The sequence below is a fragment of the Parapedobacter koreensis genome (assembly GCF_900109365.1).
GTDB lineage: Bacteria > Bacteroidota > Bacteroidia > Sphingobacteriales > Sphingobacteriaceae > Parapedobacter > Parapedobacter koreensis.
In genome coordinates this window covers 243,837-261,082 of record NZ_FNZR01000003.1, presented here as the reverse complement: position 1 = coordinate 261,082, position 17,246 = coordinate 243,837, and the positions used below count along the sequence as shown (strand labels likewise).

Sequence of the window (17,246 nt, the reverse complement as noted above, 5' to 3'; positions counted from 1 at the left end):
CACCTAATTAAGTACCTAACTTGGCTTGGGTAAAAGCCTTATATTTCTTGATTTCGTCTGTGAGTTTGGAAACGGCGTATGCAACGATGGTCACGTCATCCATCCATCCCATCAACGGGATCATATCTGGTATCCCATCAAGTGGGGAGATAACATAGGCAATCGTCGCGACGATAATAGACAAGTTCCACGTATTCATGTGATACCGGCCGGCAAACACATCCTTACCCATTGAAATCAAAAGCCGGAATTCATCAACTTTTTCATCCAGATATGCTGATTTGCTTTCTGCTTTAGCAAAGTCATCGTCAGTGATCCGATGCTTACGGAACAGCTCGAATAAGCGAAATGCTTTATTAAAATACCCTTTCTTCATATCTCCACATTAATGAAAGTTACAAAGTTAACTAATTTCGAGACGTAAGCCCCAGGGCATATGCACATTAAATACATCAAAGCAAGAAAAAGGCCTTTGGTTTTAGCGGCTCGGGGATATCTTGCTCACCAAGCAGCTCCCTAATATTGATTTCAATGGTCCGCGCGATCGCCGTAACAGGGGTGTCACTGGGACGGTTCCTGAACGGATCCTGTAAATTATACGCGGTTTTTTCAACCAGGAAAAACAGGGCGGAGATCAATACCAGCAATGGGATTTCAAATATGGGACGAACGTCCTGGAGCGCAATGGACAGGGTGATCAAAAACAAGTAAATGGCCCCGTGTAGGAAAAGCCTGTAGGTCACTGGGAACACCGTGCTATTGATCCGTTCGGCTTTGCCCATGGAATCGATTAAACGGACGATGGTCTGATCCAATTGAACCCGGCAAAACACGTTCAACGCCTCCTGATCGGCCAGCCCTTTAACGGCTAATGCCTGCTGTTGCATGATAGCCAGGGGTTTATTGTTGCGATGCACAAGTGCCGCCATCTCTTCCGGGCGTAGGCAGCCGGTATCCCGTGTCAGTGGGTTCAGCCCGCGCAACGCATCACCCAATGCATAGCACCAGGCAATTTGGCGGTGGCCGATTTCCCTGATGGCTGTTTGATAACCCGCTCCAAGATAACTTTGCAACTGCACGACGAGCGACCGTGAATCGTTCACAATAGCACCCCATATCTTCCGTGCCTCCCACCAACGCTCATAGGATTGGCTCATTTTAAAAGACAGCAAAACCGATATGGCTGTACCCAGAAACGCGGGAACACCCAATGGCATGTCTGGCAGCCTATCGTTCAGAAAATAGGTAAATACATTGAAAATCAAACCGATGACCGTGACGATGGCCACTTCACGTTTGACCTTATTGAACATGTATCGAAAGGGAATTCCCCGTGTGTTTACAATCATAACCACTAAACAAGATTTCTTCCCGGGTGTTTTGAAAATTTCGATGATCCGATATTGTCGATATCGCGGGCCAAAACAATCCGTCAGAACAGTAGTTTATAGGGTAAGATAATGTTATCAATAAACGACGCCAATATGAAGGATTTCAAAATCGATACGGACGAGTTGGAGCGAATCGTTACCCACTTGCCTACAGGTATCAAATTCCGGTTTTCGCCGACCGACACGGAGCCTGAAGTTTTGGATCCGGGCAGCGTATTACTTTACGACGACCTTGGAGGCGTGTGGATCGGTGATGTGGTAGCAGGCGAACACGATGAAGTCATCATGCAGGCTGCGTGGGAAGCCGTTAATGAAAAATACTGGGAAGAAAGCCGGAAAACGGAGTGATATGACTGCGCTTATCACTTACTTTTTAAAAATAAAATATACCGCAAGCACCAGAAACACAAACCCAATTAAGTGATTGATGCGGAGTGGCTCGTTTTTGAAGAAAACAATTGCGAACACGGAGAAGACCGTGAGCGTAATGACCTCCTGAATGACTTTCAGCTGCCACAGGTTGAACGGCCCACCGTTTTCGCTGAAACCTATCCGGTTGGCGGGCACCTGGAGGGAATACTCAAAGAGCGCAATGCCCCAGCTGATGAAAATAATCCCCATCAGCCCTAAGTTGCTGAACCAGTTCATTTCCTTGAACTTCAAGTGCCCGTACCAAGCGAGCGTCATAAATGCATTGGACAACACCAGCAGTCCAACGGTGAGGATGGCCTTCTTTACCATATTTATTGAAAAAGACGCACGAAGGTACGGCGAAATTCCATCATCTCATCGCACCTCAGAAGCGTTCTGGCCAAATTCCTTCTTGAACGCTGTGGAGAAGTGCGAGAAATTTTCAAAGCCCACCTCAAGGTAAACCTCCGAAGGGCGCTGATGGCGCTGCGTAATCAGGTAGTGTGCCTGCTCCAGCCGTCGCTTTTGCAGCCACCGTTCCGGCGGTGTGCGGAATGTCTTGGCAAAATCGCGCTTAAATGTAGACAGGCTCCTACCCGTAAGCCGGGCAAACTGCTCCAGTGGTACATTGTAGGTAAAATGCCGGTTCATGTACGCCTCCAAATCGATTTTGAACGGCTCGCTGAAATCGAACAGCAAGTTTTTCAGTGATGGATTGCGCAGCAATAGCGCTATCGCTTCCGTGGTTTTGAGGGAGGCCAGTGTTTCCGTGAGCTGCTCCGGGTGCTCAAAATACGGCATCAATGAGTCGAAGTAGCCCTTCATGAACGGATCTACGGGCAGCGCCACGATGGGGTCGCCGGTGTAGATGCCTGTGGCGTGCACATCATGGGCCGCACTATACCGGCGCAGTGCCTGCTGGTCGAGGAAAATGTTGATGGACATAAACGGCCCATCAACCCCCGGCTTTTTCACCGCCTTCACCAGCTGATGGCGACGGAGCAAGCCGATCGTACCTTTGGGAGCGACCAATACCCCCTTATCCGTATGCAGGTGGATTTCGCCATGGGTGATGTACGTGAGGGCATGTTCTGCCACGAATGGCTCATGCCCCCGCTTTGCCTCACCGGTGCAGGAGTACAGGATGTTGTATTGCAACCGATCTTCCACTGCGGTAAAGTTAGTCAATTTCTTCATCGGAATTGCCCCATAATGACCCTGTCAAATAGCCTATCCGGCAGCAGCTTGCGCACAATGACCAACTGCTTGGCCATATAACCGGCGACGTACCGGAATTTCGGGCGCTTGGCTTCAATGGCTTCTCTAATCAATTCGGCAATGACCATGGGCTCCACGTTCTTCTCCCCTGCCTTTTCCAGGAATCCGGCAAGCTTGTCAATGGTCTCCCTATAGGCAGATTGCCGCGAGCTTTTAATCAGGTTGTCATAAGCAAGCTGTCCCCATTCGGATTTCACGCCGCCCGGTTCGATGACGACCACGTCTATGCCAAACGGCTTGACTTCATTGCGCAGTGCATCGCTCAGCCCCTCCAGCGCAAACTTGCTGGCATGGTACCAGCCACCGTAGGGTGTGGCGAATTTGCCACCGATGGATGAGATGTTGATGATTTTGCCCCAGCCGCTCCGGCGCATTGAAGGAAGCACCAACTGGATAAGGCGGGCCGCACCGAATACATTGACATCCAGCTGGTATTTAGCATCGGCAATGGGTACGTCTTCAATGGCTCCATACGAACCAAATCCGGCATTGTTGACCAGCACGTCGATGCGGTCTTCCTTGGCAAGAATTTGCTCTACACCGCTAACCATGGATGCCTCATCGGTCACGTCCATGGCGAGCGTCTTGATACCCAACGGCTCCAGATCTTTCATTTTTTCCACCCGACGTGCCGCGCCGTATACGGTGTAGCCTGTAGCGGCCAGCAGCTTGGCAGTTTCCTTGCCCATACCGGCGGAAGCGCCGGTGATTAGTACGACTTTATTCATGATGATTAATTGATAAGATTGATGGATTTAATGCGATTCAAGTAGTCCCGGTTCGTTTTCATGGAAAACAGCTCCATGCCGATGCCCATTAGCCCAAAAAGCAGCAGGCCAATTCCCAATCCCTTGAAGCGTGGACTATATGCAAACAGCAGCAAGCTTATGCCCCCAAGGGCAAACAATGTGAAGGTGGTAAGGCCGCCGATGTAGGCCGTTTTCAGCACATTTTCCATCCGGCTGATTTCCCGTCGCTGCAAGGCGCGCTCGTCGTCTACCTCCGTGGTTTTTGCCTGTACGATGCGCTTCTGGTTGTGCACGATGGTGATGGATGTGGCTACGGCAAGGAACAGGCCGCCTGCCAGCAACGCGTAAGCGATGCCCCGTTGCAGGCTATGTGCCGGATACCGCCAAAGGAGCCAGGCGGTGGCAAGCAAGGCAAGGGAGAGCAAAAACCCGAATACGGCACCCTGCCGCTCAGTGGTGAAATATTGGATGATGTAGTCTTTCATAATGAACCTTTCTATTGTCGCTTATTGACGATACAAAGATCTTATGAAAACAGATAAGGTATTTTCGCTAACAGGTCAAAGGAGTTTGTTCAACGGGTCAGCTGACCTTTGCATCACATGAAATCAATGGGTGCATTTCAAATTATCGCCAACCAGCGTCCTTGTGTGTAAGCACGGTTGCATATGAGGTGAAATCTTGACGCTTTGGTACGGAACGCAACTGGAAGACTCGCTCCGCTCATCCCCCAAGGTTGCTTATCCGTATCCAAAGGCGCCAGCACCATTGCGATTTTTGCCTGTTGCGGACAAAACCTTGGAGACGCAAACGCAGTGCTGCGGATCCAGTTTTGGAGCAATAGGTGAAAATCACCGTCCCGAATCTCAGCATCAGCGACAAGTTGAAATGCACCCAAATCAATTACCATTTACAAAAACTTTATATAACTTTGTAAGAATAAGTTTAGCATTAACCGGCTAGAACCATCTGTTGACCGCGTATATTTACATGGTTTTACAAAGCGAGAAGAAAAGAAACTTCTTGACATTGTACAACGGTCAAAAGAGGATTTTAAAACAGCTTGGCATGAATACTTCAACAAATAATTACGATGCGCTGGAACAGTTGATTTATGGAGAAAACATTAGAATCCAAACCATTGATGTTCACACAACCCAAGACTTGTTGATTATTTTGTTAAATACGGGCGGTATATTGCGTGAAACTATATCTAACTATCCACGTCTACAGGGAGCGTCAGACGACCAATTAAAAAACTATCAATTAATTGGTAAAGGAACGGGTGTTCATTGGCCGGATATTGATGAGGATTTGAGCCTAAAGGGATTCTTGAGTAACAGCCTCAGGAATTTAGTTTATAATCCCCACAAAGTTGCTTAGGCCACTGGTCTTCAAAGACTAATTTTATTCTTCCCGCAACTTATCCCGATGTTCTTTACCCCATCTGATCATCTCTAAAATAATGCTGCCAAAGGTCTTGCAATAGGGTGTCGACTCGTATTCCACCAACACCGGCGGACCGGGATGTACCGTCCGCTTGACCAGCTTATTCAGCTCCATTTCGCGCAATTCTTTGGAAAGCATACGCGTAGTGATTCCGGGAATGCTCCGTTCGATTTCCCGGAAACGTTTATTGCCATTGCAGATGGAATTGATGATGGGTAACCGCCATTTTCCACCGATGACATAAATAGTATCTTGCAATGCCTGTACTTCTTCTGCTTGTACGCGCGGCTTTCCTAAGACTGATGTTGCTTCGTTCATCTGGTATACTTCGTTATACTGGTTACAAAGTTATACCATTTTCCGGATATCTTTGCTCCCTCAATTAAAATTAATATGTTAACAAATAAAATTGCATTAATTACGGGTGGCAATAGCGGAATCGGTTACGCTACTGCTGAAGTGCTGAAAGCACAAGGAGCCGACGTGATCATTACAGGCCGGAGGGAGCAGGCACTACAGGAAGCGGCGGCATCGCTGGGCGTGAAGGGATACGTTGCCGACCAGTCCAAATTGGCCGACATCGAACAATTAGCCGCGCAGGTCAAAGGAGACTACGGCCGGGTGGATATCCTATTCATCAATGCGGGTATCAGTAAGGTGTTTCCCATTGAAGGGGCTGATGAATCCCAATTGGACGAAATTATGGATATCAATTTCAAGGGAGCTTTTTTCACCTTGAGCCGTTTTATCCCTTTATTACCCGACGGAGCCACCGTCATCTTTCTTTCCTCCATCGTGGCCCAATTTTACGGCCATAGTTCCTCCATCTATTCAGCGAGCAAGGCAGCGCTGAATGCGGTGATGAAAACCGCTGCACTGGAGCTGGCGCCCCGCAAAATACGGGTAAATGCAGTCAGTCCGGGCCCTACCAAAACCGAGGTCATGGCCAAATCCGGGTATCCGGAGGAGGTATTGCGGCAAACCAGAGAAGGGCTGATCAGCCGCATCCCCTTGCATCGCATGGCCGAGGCGGAAGAAATAGGAAAATTGGTTGCTTTTCTTGCCAGTGCTGACAATGCCGCGTTCATCACGGGTTCGGAATTTGTCATCGACGGTGGGATAACCATCTGATGGAGCAAAAAAATGGCCGATCCCTTTTTTCCGGGATCGGCCATTCTGCAATTTTCATGGATCAATTACCAAATCACAATCCGCTTTTCTTTCGGCAAGTACAATTTGTCCCCTTCCTTGATGCCAAACGCTTCGTAAAATCCATCCACGTTGACCAATGGCCCTACAGCACGGTACTGTGCTGGCGAATGCGGGTCGGTCTTCACCTGGTTGACCACAAAAGCCTCCGTGGTCTTGGCCCGCCAGATGGTCGCCCACGAGAGGAAGAAACGCTGTTGCGGCGTGAATCCGTCGATCTTGCCAGGGTCTCCTTTATCTTTCAAGTACATTTGCAGCGCCTCGTAAGCCACGGATACCCCACCGAGGTCGCCGATATTTTCGCCCAGCGTAAACCGTCCGTTCACAAACACACCCGGTACCGGCTCATAAGCTTCAAACTGTGCCGCCAATGCCGACGTAGCGGTTTCGAATTTTGATTTGTCGTCGTCCGTCCACCAGTTGTTCAGGTTGCCGTCGCCATCATATTGGGAGCCACTGTCGTCAAACCCGTGCGACAACTCATGACCGATGACTGCGCCAATTCCCCCGAAGTTGACGGCAGCATCTGCCTTATAATCATAAAACGGCGGTTGCAGAATCGCTGCCGGGAACACGATCTCGTTGTACAACGGACTGTAATAGGCGTTGACCGTCTGGGGTGTCATACCCCACTCGGTCTTATCCACCGGCTTGTCCTGCTTGGCGAGATTTTCGGCAAACCGCCAGCGACGGGCACGCTGGATGTTTTCAAACAGCGATGTACCGACTTCCAATCCGGAATAATCCCGCCATTTGTCGGGATAACCAATTTTGACATTGAATTTTTTCAGCTTGTCCAAGGCTTTCTCTTTCGTAGCCGGAGACATCCACTGCAACTGTCCGATGCGGTGTTCGAAGGATTTACGAAGGTAAGACACCAATTCTTCGGCTGCCGTTTTGGCTTCGGCGGGAAAATGCGCCTCCACGTACAGCTTGCCGAGCAGGTCGCCAGCCATGCCGTTCACGAATTGCAAGCCGCGTTTGTCCAACGCGCGTTGCTCCTGCTGCCCGTTGAGGGTCTTTCCCCAAAAATCGAAGCTGATTTCGTCCAGTTCCCGCGTCAGGCTCGTCGCTGCATCGTTTGCAATTTTGAAGCGGAGAAAATCCTTAATGGTTTCAAGGTTAGCGGGATTTAGCACCTCATCCAGCTCTTGGTAATATTTCAATTCACCGATGATGACTGTATCGGCTTTGAAGCCCAAGTCGGATAGATATTGTGCCAGATCGATGTTTTTGACCAAATTCTTCAAATCCGCTACTGCTACGGGGTTGTAACGGAGCGAAGCGTTCCGGATTTGCTCCACGGTAAGCATGTGGCTCGCCAGTTCTTTCTCAAAGGCAACAATTTTAGGGCCCTTGAGATCGCGGGTGAGCTGCCCGACCTTGGGCATCAGCGTATTGATATAATCCTGGTAGTTTGCCAGTGTCTTGGCATTAGCCTCATCCTCTTTTTGATAGTAAGCCCTACCCAAGCCCAAGCTTGCTGTTCCCAAATAAATAGCATTGACGTTGCTATTTTTCATGTGTGCCGATACACCGGCACCAAAAAACGGATTTCCGCCGATAGGCGCTACTTCCACCAAATATCCATACAGATCGTCAAAACTTTGAATGGCGTCCACTTGTTGAAGCAGTGGCTTTATGGGTTCGATACCCGCTTTGTCCCGCGCATCGAAATCGGTGTAACTCCGATACAAATCAGCGATTTTCTGCCCATCGGATCCGGTTGGATATGTCTGATCCAAAGACTCCTTGAGGATTTTCAGGGTAGCTTCGTTGGTCTTTTCCCCCAGCTCATTGAAACTGCCCCAACGGGATTGATCCGATGGAATTTCCACCGTCTTCATCCAGTTTCCATTTACATAATTGTAGAAATCATCTTGTGGCCGCACCGATGTGTCCATCAGATCCAGTCTGATGGCTTGGTGCTGTTGTGCCACGGCAGCCGTAGTGGCTATTACCGCCACGGCCAACGTTACATACTTTTTATTCATGTGTTGTTAATACTAACTTAAAATGCTGCAAACTTAGAAAAGATTAACCGAAAAAGCTCGATATGCAATACGAATGTCACAAGAAATCGCTAAGTTTGTCGCGCAACAAACGCAATAAATCGATGAGACTCATAAGCACCCGCATTGCCTTTGTCTATCGGGACAGGGCTTAAGGCCGGACGGCACGTCGTCTGGTTTCATTGTTATTCAGGATATCCCTGAAACATTTCCTTTATTTTTTACGTCTTAGTTTAACCATCCTCCTTTAGGGAGATTATAGTACTTAGCTATCATGCAACACTCGTGGAAACGAACATTTGCCATCATTTGGGGTGGCCAATTTATATCTTTACTGAGCAGCGCCGCCGTCAATTTTGCCATCATTATCTGGTTGAGCCTGGAAACCGGATCTGCCGAAGTGCTGGCTTATGCGGCCATTGCAGCACTGCTTCCCCAAACCCTCATCGGGCCTTTTGCCGGTGTGTTTATTGACCGTTGGGATCGTAAGCGCACCATGATTGCGGCAGACGGGTTCATCGCCTTATGTACCTTAGTCATGTCCACGCTTTTCTATTTAGGTTATTCCGAATTGATTTTTATCTACATCCTGCTGGGCTTGCGTTCGGTCGGGTCGGCTTTTCACATGCCGGCCATGCAGGCGTCCGTGCCGTTATTGGCTCCTGAATCTGAGTTGCTCCGTATTGGCGGCATCAATCAGGTCATTCAATCGGTCTCCAATATCGGCGGACCGGCACTGGGTGCGTTAGCCATTGGTTTGATGGATGTCGGCTATGTTTTGCTACTGGACATCGGCGGTGCATTGGTGGCCATTTCATCACTATTAATGGTACATATTCCCAACCCTCAAAAAACGTCGGAGCAACGACCCGGGGTAAAACAAGTCCTGCGCGACCTCAAATTGGGTATCGACGCGGTAACCTCAAACAAGGGGATTTCCTGGCTCTTCCTGTTTTCCGTATTGGCGATGTTTTGCATCATGCCGGTGGCGGTGCTGTTCCCTCTGCTCACCTTGCAGCATTTCGACGGTGGAAAATTTGAAATGAGTCTGATCGAAGTGGTCTGGGGCGTGGGCATGTTGGTAGGCGGCGGACTGCTTGGCATTTTCAAGCCTTCGTTGAATAAGGTGGTCATCATCAACGGCACCTATGTCATTCTGGGTATCGCACTAGGTGCTTCGGGCTTAATCCCCGGGAACGGGTTTATTTTCTTTGTCGGGCTGACCGTCGTCGGAGGTATTTCGGCAGCTATTAATAACGCCAGTTTTACGACCATACTACAGGAAAGAATCGATCCAGCTATGCTGGGACGTGTATTCTCGATGTACTTTAGCATCGCCCTGTTGCCGTCCATGATTGGCCTGCTAAGCACCGGTTTCATCGCAGACAGCATCGGCATCACGCTTACGTTTGTCATTTTGGGCAGCGCTGTAGGACTTGTCGGCATTGCATCATTTTTTGTGCCTGTATTGATGAAATTGGGCGCCAAAGCGCATCAGGGCATCGATGAAACGGCACAGGAAACGGTTTGACAGCAGTATTTCAAAAAGGGGGTGAAAATTAAATCGTGATGTGTATATTGGGAACGGAAAAACTTATACAAACGCCTATGTCCGTAAAATACATCTCCGTCAAACAACACAATTTCAAAGACCCCAGCAAACCACGGTATATTGCGCAATGCAAAAGCCGCGGGCATGTCGACATCCATGACATCAGCAGCAATTTATCGCACGCCTCCACGTTGAATGCTGCCGATGTCGTTGCGGTTATCGAAGGTCTTACCCATGCAATCAGTCAATCACTGTCCGAAGGGTATATCATTAAGCTTGGCGACTTTGGCTCCTTCTATTTATCGCTGGATGCCGAAGCCCAAGACACACCGAAAGCTGTGAATGCCAATTCCATCAAAGGATGCAAAATTTACTTCAGGCCGGGGAAACAGCTGGCTAAGAAGCTCGCAAACACAACGTATTCAACAAGGTAGCCAAATGTTCGGCTTCAGTCCAAAAAAAGGCGTCCGCCTTTTCCCCAAAAGCCGAGCGCCTTTTCAATAAAAGCCGGGCGCCTTTCATTCAAAAGCCGAGCGGCTTTTTAGTGGCTCGCCAAAGTCCCTTACGCGGGTGATCTCAACGAAGAGACAAAGCATCCAGCTTGTTCCCCACCGCAAAGTCGGTCATTGCTTGTTCTAACCGCTTGAACTCCGCTTTTTCTACCGTTTCCGCCATCTTGCCCCCATCCAACACATGGATGACATCACAGGTATCTTTCAAGGTCGAAAAGATATGCGATGAAATCAAAACTACTTTTCCGCTCGCTCGCAAGCGGCGGATAATCTCGGTGATCAGCAATGCACTATGGATATCGACCCCGTTGTAAGGCTCATCAAGGATAAAAAACTCATTGCCCTGCAAAAGAATAGCCTGCAAGGCCAGCTTTTTCTTCATGCCGGTGGAATATTGCTGCGCATAGCGGTCAAGCGGCAAGTCAAATACATTCCGCACATCCAAATCGCCCTCGGGTACGGCACGCGCCTTGCAGAACAACCGCAGGTACTCCCTGCCGGTGAGCCTCGGTAGCATAAACGGATCGGTCTGTAAAAAGCCCAGCCGATCTTTCAGCCGTCCGCCTTCGGCAATTACCGTACCGCCATGGGTTTCCAGACCTGCCAAGCAGTTGAACAGCGTCGTCTTACCGGCCCCGTTCTGCCCGACAATGCCGTACACATGCCCGCCAGAAAAATCCAAATCGATGCTGGTGAGCACCGGGTTAGCCCCATATGATTTGGTCAACTGTCGGACGGTGATGCGAGTTATACGTTCCAATGATTTAATTTTTTCTCCGGTTACACAGCAGCGAGGCACAAATATACACAGTTAACTCATTCGCGCCATCAGTTCGCCCGATTTATGATGTCCTCGTTACCCAACTTTTTGCGCTCAGCCATTTTCACGGTGCTTTTACCGAAATTGAATACAAAACCGAGCGAAACACGCTGGGTATCGTTATAGTTTACATTATAAACATACAAGTTTCCGGCTTGCAATTCCGATCGGTAACGCTGGCCTTTGAAAATATCGTTAAACGCCAGCACCAATTGCCCCCTTTTACCCAGCATATTTTTGCGGATGGCCAGTCGAGCAAAATTGGAGCTGAAATCATACCACCCTGCATAGCCCGATGGCGCGTAGTAATTGTACGTGGCATCCAATGTAAATCCGGCGGGGAAGCGCACGGTGCTGGTCAGCCCAACATTGTACGAATAACCGGACTCGTCGACGTAGTCGTTGTTCAAGGGTCCTTCGTAGGCGTAGCGGAATCCACGTATATAGCTATTGGCATCCCACCATGAAGCGATTTTGTACAAATAACTTAGATTTGCTGACCATTCGCTACCGTCCATACTGAGGGGGGTCCATACGCTTACCAAGCCTTCCTGGCGAGGTAATTGCATCGTCCGGTCGCGGTATTGTAGATACGCCAATTCCAGAAATACATTTTTGCTAACATCACCGTTGATCGTAAATGTCTGGGAGTAGCTGGGTCGTAGATTGGGGTTTCCCTCGAATAGTTCATACGCATTGAGATAGGTACGGAAAGGCGTCATCTGCCCAAATCCAGGGCGGGCGATACTTCTCCGGTAATTGAAGGAAATGACCCGGTTGCCTATGATCTCCTGTTGGATACCGGCATTTGGGAAAAAATCGAAAAAACGACGGTCATATACTCCCTCTACGCCCATATCCGTATTTTCTACACGTATGCCTACACGTACCTGTGTGCCAGCCCATCGCTTCTGCGCGGCAACGTATCCCGCCACGATGTCTTCACGGAACCGGTTGGTAAATGTATAGTCAGACATAGGTAACCAAGTGCCATCCCGGTATTCCGACTGGTTGATGTCGGCATCATTCCGCGAGCTGTTGAATCTGACGCCTGCTTCCAATCGCCATTGGTTATCGAAAGGCAGCTGCCAATCCGATTGCAACACAACAATATGGCCTGTTGAACGATTCTCGTTCCGAATGCTCGGGAACGTACTTTCCAGTATACCGTCCGGCAGGAAGATATCTTGTCGGCTGACTACCCTGTACCTTGATGACCCCACTGGTGTATAGATCACAATCAGTTCGGTTTGCGTGCCTGAACTATCCAGTTTGCCGACGTAATTGAAGCTGTAATTTTCAAAACTGTTCGAATTTTCAGTATTTATTTCGGCCATCAGGCTGGAGTCGGCGGCATGGCCAATTGCAGACGAAAAACCTAAGTTGCTGGCCATGCGACCATTGGGCGTGTCGTCCTTGACGATATGGCCTGTCACTGTCAATTGATGAAACTCATTGATATTGAAGCCTACGCTTATACTGGCGTTGTGCAGCCTCGTGTCATAAAATTCACTGTTTGGGCCGCCAATGGCCAAGTTTCCACTGGGCAATGTAAATTCCCGATTATTGTGGATAGTCGTCACCAAATTGCTCCGGTTGAAACCATATCGCCCATTCAACGTCCACCTGTCTTTGCGGTACGTGAGGTTCAATCCCATATTGCCCCTGGCTTGATCGCCCTGTGAATAGGTTCCATTCACGCTACCGGTAATTCCCTGTGCCAATGCCCGTTTCGTATGGATATGAATCACTGCGTCCACCGAGGCGTCATATCGGGCTCCCGGGATGGTTATGAATTCAATCTTATCGATTTCATTGCCGTTCATCGTGTTGAGTACCTGTTTGAGTGTTGCCCCCGGTACCGGCACGTTATCCAACAATACCAGTATGTTTCGTTTGCCATTGATGGCAATATCATCCCCTTTGACCTGCATAAAAGGCGCTGCCATAAAGATTTCCAGCAGACTGCTGGTCTGGAAACTGCCCGCCGAAACGTCCATCACGAACCGGTCGGCCTGCCTGTCCAGCAGCTTGCGTGCAGCCGTGACCACCACTTCATCGAGTAACGCCGAATCTTCCTGTAGCTGCAAAATGCCCACGTCTGTAGCTCCCGAAATTTCCACGGCCATCTCTAACGCCTGATAGCCTACCGCACTCACTTTCAGCAGGTATTTCCCGGGAGCGACTTCTTCTATTAAAAAGCAACCTTCCTCGTCGCTGAATTTCGTTTTTGTGATGAGACTATCCTGTGATAATACAATAGAAGCATAGGCAACCGGGATTCCCTTGGCAATGACCGCACCAGATACCTGATGGGTTTGCGCAAAGGCCCCCATGAAGGCGACATTGATGGCGGACAAAAAGCTGAAAATGGTAATTAGACGTCTATCCATAATTTCTTCAACAATATGATTACCGCTAAAAATGGGATTCAAAACGGGCTTGTTAAATAATATTATCCCAAGTACAACTGCCTTTATGCTATCCACCCAAGTCTGCGTACCTAAAGAGTTGGAATAAAAATCCGGCTGTTTCGGATAAAAATCTCCGTAAAACACCGTGCTTTTTCTAACTTGGGAGGATGAATCGGAAAATGCGCTTTAGACATGCTTTCTGCTGGCTGCTTTATCTTGCCTATTCATTGATCGATGGAAGCCTTTGGGGCGGATCCACCTCTTATTACTGGGACTTCACGTACTGGCTTACACAGGTCATCCAGTTTTATTTTTGTTATCTTTGGGTATTTCCCAAATTCCTGAACAAAGGGAAGCCTTTTCAACTGGCCGGAGGCATTATCCTGGCGTTGCTGGTATTCCAGGTGGTACGTATTTTATTGCAGCAGGTTTTAGGCACCTATTTCTTCGGGCATGGCAATTTCAGCGGAGACAATTACATCGCCCGCATGGTTTCTGCCAATTTTTACTTTGGCACTTGGATGATCGGTATCTGTGGGGCGATTTATGCGACAGAACAGGCATTACGGGAAGAAAAACGCAATCGGGCCCTGCGGGAAGAAGCCACTAAAGCCGAGTTGGCTTTTCTGAAGAACCAGATAAATCCCCACTTTCTGTATAATGCCCTCAATTACTTGTACTCCCTGGCGCTTCCCTTATCCGATAAGATGGCACAGGCGCTTGTCAAACTATCGGATATGATGCGCTATACCTTAGCCGAACATAAAGACAATTTGGTTTCGCTGGAAAAGGAAATTGCATACATCAACGATTATATGGCGTTCATGCGCATGCGTTTTGAACCGGCATTTTTTGCTACCTTTGAAGTAACCGGCGATATTTCCAATAAACGGATAACTCCCCTGCTTCTGGTACCTTTTGTCGAAAATGCTTTTAAACACGGCCAATTCGATCAGCCCGATCACCCGATTGAAATCCGGCTCATTATTGAATGCAACCAACTGGTATTTGGCGTAAGCAACCGGATTTTCCTGGGCCAAAAGGATAGCAGCAGTGGTATTGGCTTGCAAAACGTCCGGCGGAGACTGGAGCTCCTTTATCCGGGAAGCCATAAACTCCAGATCACCAAGGACAGTATGAACTACCATGCCTTATTAAGGATTACATTGACAGGAACAACAAATCAATAGCTTGAAAAATAAAAAGATCACGTGCATAGCAGTTGATGATGAAGGATATGCCGCGGATATCATCGCTGGTTTTATTCAAAAAACTCCATCGCTGGAATTTGCTGGAAAAGCCAACAGTGCGATGGAAGCCTTGCATCTGGTACAGCAACGAAACGTAGATTTGGTCTTTCTGGACATCCATATGCCGGATTTAACCGGCATCCAGTTTATCAAGGTGGTGGGTCAGCGTTGCCGGGTAATCCTGACTACCGCCTACCCGGACTATGCATTGGAAGGCTATGAGCTGGACGTGGTAGACTATTTGATGAAACCCGTCGCCTTCGAACGGTTCCTGCGGGCTGTGCAAAAGGCCGAAGCACTCCTGCTGCCGAAATCAACTGACATCGTTGCCGAAGAAGCCAGCCGCGTTGAAGGAACCATTTTGCTGAAGGGCGACAGAAAAAACAGCTTCATTAGTGTGGCAATCAACGATATCCTGTTTATCGAAGGCCTCCGTAATTATGTGATCGTCCATACCATGGCCAAACAAATTGTCACGTATCACAGACTGGGCGACCTTGAAAACGAATTGTCAGCGTCCGGCTTTATACGGATTCACAAATCGTATCTGGTGTGTTTCAGGAACATCAGCCGCATTGAGGGGAATAGTGTAAAAGTAGGAACCCGCTATCTGCCGGTAAGTCAATCCTATCGGAATGCCTTTAGGCAATATATCCACACCTTCCAGCAACATTAAAACACCATTTACCGAGGCCGGATGACGGTAGCCATATTAGCCATGGCCTTATGATAAAAATAAGGTATAGATACCAACAACAGCGGCGGCAGCATCAAAGAAAGCGCCATGAAAATACCTTGTGGGATATTAACACTCCCGGGGAATGCCGCATATTTTGCCAGTACGGCCAGCGCGAGGTAACCATAGCCCACTACGAGCACGATCAGGAGGGCCAACCAGCTGCCGGAAAAACCAATCGCAGCGACCACTACCATGGGAAGTAATAACAAGGAAACCTGCCTAAAGGCGGTTTTTATTTTCATTCCCAAAAACACACGGGGTGTCAATGCATATATCCACGCATAAAGCACGGGTTCGCTCCAGCCGTAGTAATTGGCACATACCAACACCATCAGCACGATGGTGGCTATGCTCAGGTTTTCATTATTCACATAAATACCGATAACCAGCAGTAAATAAGCAAGTAACAGCATCCCAACGGAAGCCCTGAAACCAATAGTAAATTCAAACGGTTTGCCCGAAAATGGCGTGGGCAATGTCTTTCCCCCTGTATTCCCTATCCGTACGGGAACGGCCACCGCTGCTAAAACCAGCAACCCCACTGCAAACCACCACTCGCCTTTGTAAAGCAGGAAGGCAGCAAAGGGCATCATCAAAAGCACATTTTCCAGCAAGCGGATGCGCCAGTACGTTTGCCGGTCAAACACCTGCCGAAGGAAACGCTGGCGCTCCACGCCGCACCATTGCAGGAGGGCCAAGGCCGCGATTCCCGCATAAATCCACGGCGCATACGGTGTGCGGATGAAAAGGGCAATAGCACCAGCGACGAAGAGTATCGGCAGGCCTATATACACAACCAGTGGATGTATGCCCCAATCGCTGATGGTGCGGTGCATTCTTTTGGCCTGCAAATGGAAGAAATAACGCACGGTACCCATCAGGCGGTTTCTTTGGTTATCCATTTGGACACTGTGGGTGGCTGGTAATTATTCATTTGTTCAAGCAACTGCGGTATATCGCTATGGCATAAGAGCATTTGCTGGTTTTCCGCTTTCAGAAAACCGTTGTCCACCATGCGCCGAACCAGCGCTATTAATTCATCATAAAAACCGCCGATATTCAGCAACCCCATCGGCTTGTTGTGAAGTCCCAGTTGCCCCCAGGTAAACATTTCGAAAAATTCTTCCAGCGTGCCGAAGCCACCCGGCAACGCGATCACGCCGTCGCAAAGCTGGTTCATTTTGGTCTTCCGCTCATGCATGGTATCCACCAATATCAACTCCGTGAGGCCAGTATGCGCGATTTCCTTGGTTTGCAGAAAGTGCGGCAGCACGCCAACCACCTTGCCACCATGATGCAACGCACCGTTGGCAACGGCTCCCATCAGCCCTACTTTGGCCCCTCCGTACACTAAGCCAATTCCCGACTCGGCCAGCGTCTTACCCAACTGGTAGGCCTGCTCTTCATAGCTGCTATCGGTTCCCATACTCGAACCGCAAAAAACGACGATGTTCTTCATA

Annotated in this window: 19 protein-coding genes; 7 read left to right on the top strand and 12 right to left on the bottom strand. The window is 48.9% G+C overall.

Features of this window, described 5'->3' with window-relative positions; genetic code table 11:
* Window positions 1-7 precede the first annotated feature (7 nt).
* Both BMW65_RS08805 and BMW65_RS08800 read right to left on the bottom strand, forming a co-directional pair.
* Complete coding sequence (locus BMW65_RS08805) at window positions 8-376, bottom strand: YkvA family protein (RefSeq protein WP_090604672.1); 369 nt, start codon at window positions 374-376, stop codon at window positions 8-10.
* A 76-nt stretch (window positions 377-452) separates the two neighbouring features.
* Window positions 453-1,349 carry a bestrophin family protein gene (locus BMW65_RS08800; RefSeq protein WP_090604670.1) on the bottom strand — a complete coding sequence of 299 codons (897 nt, stop codon included), beginning with the start codon at window positions 1,347-1,349 and terminating at the stop codon, window positions 453-455.
* 135 nt (window positions 1,350-1,484) lie between these two features.
* On the opposite strand from BMW65_RS08800, the gene BMW65_RS08795 reads away from it, so the two are divergent.
* Window positions 1,485-1,739: a hypothetical protein gene (locus tag BMW65_RS08795; RefSeq protein WP_090604668.1), complete on the top strand. Its 255-nt coding sequence runs from the start codon at window positions 1,485-1,487 to the stop codon at window positions 1,737-1,739.
* Between the two features lie 18 nt (window positions 1,740-1,757).
* Here BMW65_RS08795 and BMW65_RS08790 read toward each other — a convergent pair whose 3' ends face one another.
* The 4 genes from BMW65_RS08790 to BMW65_RS08775 are packed head-to-tail and all read right to left on the bottom strand — an operon-like array spanning window position 1,758 to window position 4,314.
* On the bottom strand, window positions 1,758-2,132 hold the full coding sequence (locus BMW65_RS08790) for a DMT family protein (RefSeq protein WP_090604666.1): 375 nt from the start codon (window positions 2,130-2,132) through the stop codon (window positions 1,758-1,760).
* Between the two features lie 45 nt (window positions 2,133-2,177).
* Window positions 2,178-2,999 (bottom strand): helix-turn-helix domain-containing protein, encoded by an 822-nt coding sequence (locus BMW65_RS08785; protein ID WP_090604664.1) that lies wholly within the window; start codon window positions 2,997-2,999, stop codon window positions 2,178-2,180.
* Window positions 2,996-3,808, bottom strand: coding sequence for an oxidoreductase (locus BMW65_RS08780; RefSeq protein WP_090604662.1), 813 nt, complete (start codon window positions 3,806-3,808; stop codon window positions 2,996-2,998). The genes BMW65_RS08785 and BMW65_RS08780 overlap by 4 nt, the downstream gene beginning before the upstream one ends.
* A 5-nt stretch (window positions 3,809-3,813) precedes the next feature.
* Window positions 3,814-4,314 (bottom strand): hypothetical protein, encoded by a 501-nt coding sequence (locus tag BMW65_RS08775; RefSeq protein WP_090604660.1) that lies wholly within the window; start codon window positions 4,312-4,314, stop codon window positions 3,814-3,816.
* A 583-nt stretch (window positions 4,315-4,897) separates the two neighbouring features.
* On the opposite strand from BMW65_RS08775, the gene BMW65_RS08765 reads away from it, so the two are divergent.
* Window positions 4,898-5,212 carry a DUF2442 domain-containing protein gene (locus BMW65_RS08765; RefSeq protein WP_177181062.1) on the top strand — a complete coding sequence of 105 codons (315 nt, stop codon included), beginning with the start codon at window positions 4,898-4,900 and terminating at the stop codon, window positions 5,210-5,212.
* 24 nt (window positions 5,213-5,236) lie between these two features.
* Here BMW65_RS08765 and BMW65_RS08760 read toward each other — a convergent pair whose 3' ends face one another.
* Window positions 5,237-5,596: a winged helix-turn-helix transcriptional regulator gene (locus BMW65_RS08760; protein WP_090604654.1), complete on the bottom strand. Its 360-nt coding sequence runs from the start codon at window positions 5,594-5,596 to the stop codon at window positions 5,237-5,239.
* Between the two features lie 75 nt (window positions 5,597-5,671).
* On the opposite strand from BMW65_RS08760, the gene BMW65_RS08755 reads away from it, so the two are divergent.
* On the top strand, window positions 5,672-6,409 hold the full coding sequence (locus tag BMW65_RS08755; protein ID WP_218145375.1) for an SDR family oxidoreductase: 738 nt from the start codon (window positions 5,672-5,674) through the stop codon (window positions 6,407-6,409).
* A gap of 65 nt (window positions 6,410-6,474) precedes the next feature.
* On the opposite strand, the gene BMW65_RS08750 is transcribed toward BMW65_RS08755, so the two are convergent.
* The gene (locus BMW65_RS08750; protein WP_090604650.1) at window positions 6,475-8,481 is read right to left on the bottom strand and encodes a M13 family metallopeptidase; all 2,007 of its coding nucleotides are present in this window, start codon (window positions 8,479-8,481) and stop codon (window positions 6,475-6,477) included.
* Window positions 8,482-8,770: 289 nt separating this feature from the next.
* Between BMW65_RS08750 and BMW65_RS08745 the strand changes: the two genes are divergently transcribed.
* Both BMW65_RS08745 and BMW65_RS08740 read left to right on the top strand, forming a co-directional pair.
* Entirely contained in the window at window positions 8,771-10,030 is a 1,260-nt protein-coding gene (locus tag BMW65_RS08745) for an MFS transporter (protein WP_394332216.1), read from the top strand.
* Between the two features lie 77 nt (window positions 10,031-10,107).
* A complete protein-coding gene (locus BMW65_RS08740) occupies window positions 10,108-10,485 on the top strand; it encodes an HU family DNA-binding protein (RefSeq protein ID WP_177181061.1) in 378 nt (125 codons plus the stop codon).
* Window positions 10,486-10,627: 142 nt separating this feature from the next.
* On the opposite strand, the gene BMW65_RS08735 is transcribed toward BMW65_RS08740, so the two are convergent.
* Together BMW65_RS08735 and BMW65_RS08730 are read right to left on the bottom strand one after the other, a co-directional pair.
* Entirely contained in the window at window positions 10,628-11,323 is a 696-nt protein-coding gene (locus BMW65_RS08735; RefSeq protein ID WP_218145374.1) for an ABC transporter ATP-binding protein, read from the bottom strand.
* 68 nt (window positions 11,324-11,391) lie between these two features.
* The gene (locus BMW65_RS08730; protein WP_143053847.1) at window positions 11,392-13,776 is read right to left on the bottom strand and encodes a TonB-dependent receptor; all 2,385 of its coding nucleotides are present in this window, start codon (window positions 13,774-13,776) and stop codon (window positions 11,392-11,394) included.
* Window positions 13,777-13,964: 188 nt separating this feature from the next.
* On the opposite strand from BMW65_RS08730, the gene BMW65_RS08725 reads away from it, so the two are divergent.
* Together BMW65_RS08725 and BMW65_RS08720 are read left to right on the top strand one after the other, a co-directional pair.
* Window positions 13,965-14,987: a sensor histidine kinase gene (locus BMW65_RS08725; RefSeq protein WP_090604643.1), complete on the top strand. Its 1,023-nt coding sequence runs from the start codon at window positions 13,965-13,967 to the stop codon at window positions 14,985-14,987.
* A gap of 1 nt (window position 14,988) precedes the next feature.
* Window positions 14,989-15,723 (top strand): LytR/AlgR family response regulator transcription factor, encoded by a 735-nt coding sequence (locus tag BMW65_RS08720; RefSeq protein WP_245747568.1) that lies wholly within the window; start codon window positions 14,989-14,991, stop codon window positions 15,721-15,723.
* An 8-nt stretch (window positions 15,724-15,731) separates the two neighbouring features.
* Here BMW65_RS08720 and BMW65_RS08715 read toward each other — a convergent pair whose 3' ends face one another.
* The gene (locus BMW65_RS08715) at window positions 15,732-16,688 is read right to left on the bottom strand and encodes a hypothetical protein (RefSeq protein ID WP_090604642.1); all 957 of its coding nucleotides are present in this window, start codon (window positions 16,686-16,688) and stop codon (window positions 15,732-15,734) included.
* Window positions 16,664-17,245: an LOG family protein gene (locus BMW65_RS08710; RefSeq protein WP_090604640.1), complete on the bottom strand. Its 582-nt coding sequence runs from the start codon at window positions 17,243-17,245 to the stop codon at window positions 16,664-16,666. Before BMW65_RS08710 ends, BMW65_RS08715 begins: the two co-directional genes overlap by 25 nt.
* Window position 17,246: the final 1 nt, after the last annotated feature.

Coding starts and splice junctions, on each gene's coding strand:
- BMW65_RS08805 (WP_090604672.1), bottom strand. CDS start 376: ATGAAGAAAGGGTATTTTAATAAAGCATTTCGCTTATTCGAGCTGTTC.
- BMW65_RS08800 (WP_090604670.1), bottom strand. CDS start 1,349: ATGATTGTAAACACACGGGGAATTCCCTTTCGATACATGTTCAATAAG.
- BMW65_RS08795 (WP_090604668.1), top strand. CDS start 1,485: ATGAAGGATTTCAAAATCGATACGGACGAGTTGGAGCGAATCGTTACC.
- BMW65_RS08790 (WP_090604666.1), bottom strand. CDS start 2,132: ATGGTAAAGAAGGCCATCCTCACCGTTGGACTGCTGGTGTTGTCCAAT.
- BMW65_RS08785 (WP_090604664.1), bottom strand. CDS start 2,999: ATGAAGAAATTGACTAACTTTACCGCAGTGGAAGATCGGTTGCAATAC.
- BMW65_RS08780 (WP_090604662.1), bottom strand. CDS start 3,808: ATGAATAAAGTCGTACTAATCACCGGCGCTTCCGCCGGTATGGGCAAG.
- BMW65_RS08775 (WP_090604660.1), bottom strand. CDS start 4,314: ATGAAAGACTACATCATCCAATATTTCACCACTGAGCGGCAGGGTGCC.
- BMW65_RS08765 (WP_177181062.1), top strand. CDS start 4,898: ATGAATACTTCAACAAATAATTACGATGCGCTGGAACAGTTGATTTAT.
- BMW65_RS08760 (WP_090604654.1), bottom strand. CDS start 5,596: ATGAACGAAGCAACATCAGTCTTAGGAAAGCCGCGCGTACAAGCAGAA.
- BMW65_RS08755 (WP_218145375.1), top strand. CDS start 5,672: ATGTTAACAAATAAAATTGCATTAATTACGGGTGGCAATAGCGGAATC.
- BMW65_RS08750 (WP_090604650.1), bottom strand. CDS start 8,481: ATGAATAAAAAGTATGTAACGTTGGCCGTGGCGGTAATAGCCACTACG.
- BMW65_RS08740 (WP_177181061.1), top strand. CDS start 10,108: ATGTCCGTAAAATACATCTCCGTCAAACAACACAATTTCAAAGACCCC.
- BMW65_RS08730 (WP_143053847.1), bottom strand. CDS start 13,776: ATGGATAGACGTCTAATTACCATTTTCAGCTTTTTGTCCGCCATCAAT.
- BMW65_RS08725 (WP_090604643.1), top strand. CDS start 13,965: ATGAATCGGAAAATGCGCTTTAGACATGCTTTCTGCTGGCTGCTTTAT.
- BMW65_RS08715 (WP_090604642.1), bottom strand. CDS start 16,688: ATGGATAACCAAAGAAACCGCCTGATGGGTACCGTGCGTTATTTCTTC.
- BMW65_RS08710 (WP_090604640.1), bottom strand. CDS start 17,245: ATGAAGAACATCGTCGTTTTTTGCGGTTCGAGTATGGGAACCGATAGC.